The sequence below is a fragment of the bacterium genome (assembly GCA_027622355.1).
In the GTDB taxonomy this organism is placed as follows: Bacteria; UBA8248; UBA8248; order UBA8248; family UBA8248; genus JAQBZT01.
On the sequence record JAQBZT010000299.1, the window covers coordinates 1 to 3,414 of the forward strand.

Here is a 3,414-nt window from a genome sequence, read left to right on the forward strand (position 1 = left end):
TATCCGGGGGCATTCTCCGCTTCTACGGACAGCTGCTGACCGTCATGCCCGGGACCGGCCCCTGCTACAGGTGTCTGACCGGTCCCGCCCCTCTTGAGAGCCGCGCGCCCGATTGTCAGCAGGCCGGTGTGCTGGGCGCGGTGGCGGGATTCATCGGAATGTTGCAAGCTGGTGAAGCCGTGCGGATTCTCTCGGGCATGGCGCCGGCGTACGCGGGCCGGTTTTTTTCGGCGAATCTCTGGGAAGCGAAATTCGAGGCGATCCCGGTCAGGCCGGATCCGGAGTGTCTGGTCTGCGGGGACGCGCCCGTCATCCGCTCGATGGACGCGGCATCTTACCGGAGTGGTTCCGCTGTGCGAGAGGGGGCGATCTCCTCAAGTTGAACTTGTGAGATGGCTGAATGGTGCGAGCCCTTTGATTTAGTCTGCCCACCCTGACAAGGGACGTTTTAAAATGAAGATTTCCACCAAAGGCCGCTACGCCGTCATGGCGATCATCGATCTGGCGCGGCACTCCCAGACCCACCCGATTCCGTTGCCGCAGATATCGGCCCACCTGAACATCAGCCAGCACTACCTCGAGCAGCTCTTCGTCAAGATGCGCCGCGCCAAGCTGGTGAAAAGCACGCGCGGGCCGGGGGGCGGGTATGTCCTTGCGCTGCCGCCCTCGCAGATAACGATGAAGGCCGTCCTTTGCTCGGTGGAAGAGGAGATTCGCCCCGTGGATTGCGGCGAGGCGCCCAAGGCGATGCCCTGTCCCAACATCCCGAGTTGCGGAAGCCGCATGCTCTGGAAGAAGCTCGAAGACGCGATCGACCAGACGCTCAGCGAGACGACCCTCGAAGAGCTCAGCGCCGGGGCCGCGCCCATGGACGGGCAAACCCCCCGCATCCCGAACTTCCAAGTCAGCATTTAGACAATATGCCCCGGACCGCGTTTCTCCCGTTTCCGGGAGGGAAGTGTTTCACGCGGGTCCGCCTTCTCCTGCTCCCGCTCCTTTTCGCGCTTCTTCCTTCGTCCGTTTTCGCGCAGAGCCTTCCCCTCGGGAAGATCCGTCTGCCGCCGGGCTTCCGCATCGAACTCTATGCGGGCGGCATCCCCGGCGCCCGCTCGATGGCGCTCGGGGCGCGGGGCACGCTCTTCGTCGGCAGCCGCAGGGAGGGCCGCCTCTACGCCGTTCTCGATAAAAACCGCGACGACCGCGCCGATCAGGTCATCACCCTGGCCGAGGGCATGTTCTTGCCGAACGGGGTGGCCTACCGGCAGGGGTCGCTCTTCGTGGCCGAGATCAACCGCATCCTGCGCTTCGACCGCATCGAGGATCGGCTCGGGGAAAAGCTCACCCCCGATTTTGCGATCGAAGGCTTTCCCCGCGATCTGCATCACGGCTGGAAGTTCATCCGCTTCGGCCCGGACGGCTGGCTCTACGTGCCGGTGGGGGCGCCCTGCAACATCTGCGAGCCGAAGGACCCCTATGCGGCGATCCACCGGGTGCGGCCGGACGGCTCGAAGGCGGAGGTCTTCGCCCGCGGGGTGCGCAACACGGTCGGCTTCGACTGGCACCCGGTGACGAAAGAGCTCTGGTTCACCGACAACGGAAGGGATCAGATGGGCGACGATCTCCCGCCCGATGAGCTCAACCACGCCCCGCGGAAGGGGATGCACTTCGGTTATCCCTATTGCCACGGGAAGGCGACTCCCGACCCCGAGTTCGGGCGCGGAAAAGATTGCAAGAGCTACACCCCGCCCGCGCAGGAGCTCGGGCCGCATGTGGCTTCGCTCGGCATGCGCTTCTACACCGGAGGGATGTTTCCCCCCGGCTACCGGAACCAGATCTTCATCGCCGAGCACGGCTCCTGGAACCGGAGCACCACGATCGGCTACCGCGTCACCCTCGTGCGGCTGAAGAACGGAAAGGCCGCGGGCTACGAAGTCTTCGCCGAGGGCTGGCTTCAGGATGGAGAGAGCTGGGGCCGGCCGGTGGACATCCTCGTCATGCCCGATGGCGCGCTCCTCGTCTCGGACGACAAGGCGGGGGCCATCTATCGGATATCCTACGTCGGGAAATAAGGTAGTGGGTCAATTTGCACAATGAATCAGCGGTGTCATTCCGAGGGAGCGCAGCGACTGAGGAATCTGCTGTGGAAAAGCAGATTCCTCGCGCCGGGCACCCCGACGAATCGGAGATTCGCGGGAGGCCTCCCACCGGGGACCCCGCCTCCGGCGCTCGGAATGACAAGAAAAACAAGCAAACTGACCCACTGCTGGAAATAACGGCTACAGAAAATCCTTGAGGGCGACCGTCCGGCCGCTCTGCGAGCTTTCGGCCGCCGCGTAGACGGCCGCCAGCGTCTCGAAGGCCACCCGGCCGTCCACCTCGGGGGTGCGATCCGCCCGGACGCACTCGGCGAAATCCTCCAGCGCATCGCGGAACATGTCCCCATCGGGCATCTCGTGCACGGTGTTCTCCCCGAGCGGCTCGCGGTCCACGTGCAGGCGGATGGGCTCGGGCGCCTGGGAGGGATCCCGCCACTGCTGGCCCGTGATGCGGAAGTGGGCGATCGCCTCGGTGCCGTGCACGTTCATGTGGAAGGCCCAGGGGCAGGCCCAGCCGCCTCCCACGTAGGAGAGGGCGCCGCCCTCGTGCTCGAGGATGATCATTGTCGTGTCCTCGATGCCGGACTTGGAGTAGAGCCGCTTGAGGCGGCCGGTGACGGTCTGAATCGGCCCGTGCAGGTAGCGGAAGGTGTCGATGTGGTGGACCGAGAGCTGGATGACGGGTCCCGTCGGGTTGAGGGCGGGGTCGCCGCGCCAGTTGCCGGTAGCGACCTCCAGGCCGCGCTCGGTGCAGAAGTTGCTCTCGCTCATGGAGATATCGCCAAGCTCGCCCGCGTCGATCAACTCCTTGAGGCGGCGGGAAACGGCCAGGCGGCGCGCGCTGTGGCCAATGGCCAGGCGGGTGCCGGCCCGCTCGACCGCCTCGACGATCTTCTTGGCATGGTCGAGATTGTGCGCTATCGGTTTTTCGCAGTAGACATGCTTGCCCGCCGCCGAAATCGCCTCGATATGCTCCATGTGATTGTAATTCGGCGTCGTGACGATGACGGCCTCGACTTCATCGTCATTCAAAAGGGCCTCGAAGCTCTCCGCCTCGCGCGTGCCATAGCGCTCCTTGAAATTGGCTCTTTTCCCGGGGGTGCGGCTGAAGCAGGAGACCAGCTTGATTTTGCCGCCGCGAAGCGCGGCATCGGCCAACACGTTCGCCCAGCGCCCCAGGCCCATTGAAGCGACACGCACAGGTTCAAAAGACATGATGTGCTCCTAAGAATAGTTTAATAGAGCGTACTTGAAATGAATCGTCCGCCGGTCGAATGGGGAACTTGAATGGGGGCGACTTTATCATTTGTCGCGCATG

At 64.1% G+C, this 3,414-nt stretch carries 4 protein-coding genes; 3 read left to right on the forward strand and 1 reads right to left on the reverse strand.

Annotation, left to right across the window (positions count from 1 at the left end; all coding sequences use genetic code 11):
- From O2807_13770 to O2807_13780, 3 genes are all read left to right on the forward strand, one after another.
- Window positions 1-383: adenylyltransferase (locus O2807_13770; protein MDA1001569.1), on the forward strand; the 383-nt coding region annotated here is incomplete at its 5' end.
- A gap of 70 nt (window positions 384-453) precedes the next feature.
- A complete protein-coding gene (locus tag O2807_13775; GenBank protein MDA1001570.1) occupies window positions 454-915 on the forward strand; it encodes an Rrf2 family transcriptional regulator in 462 nt (153 codons plus the stop codon).
- Between the two features lie 5 nt (window positions 916-920).
- Window positions 921-2,069, forward strand: coding sequence for a sorbosone dehydrogenase family protein (locus O2807_13780; protein ID MDA1001571.1), 1,149 nt, complete (start codon window positions 921-923; stop codon window positions 2,067-2,069).
- Window positions 2,070-2,276: 207 nt separating this feature from the next.
- On the opposite strand, the gene O2807_13785 is transcribed toward O2807_13780, so the two are convergent.
- The gene (locus O2807_13785; protein MDA1001572.1) at window positions 2,277-3,311 is read right to left on the reverse strand and encodes a Gfo/Idh/MocA family oxidoreductase; all 1,035 of its coding nucleotides are present in this window, start codon (window positions 3,309-3,311) and stop codon (window positions 2,277-2,279) included.
- Between the last annotated feature and the right edge of the window lie 103 nt (window positions 3,312-3,414).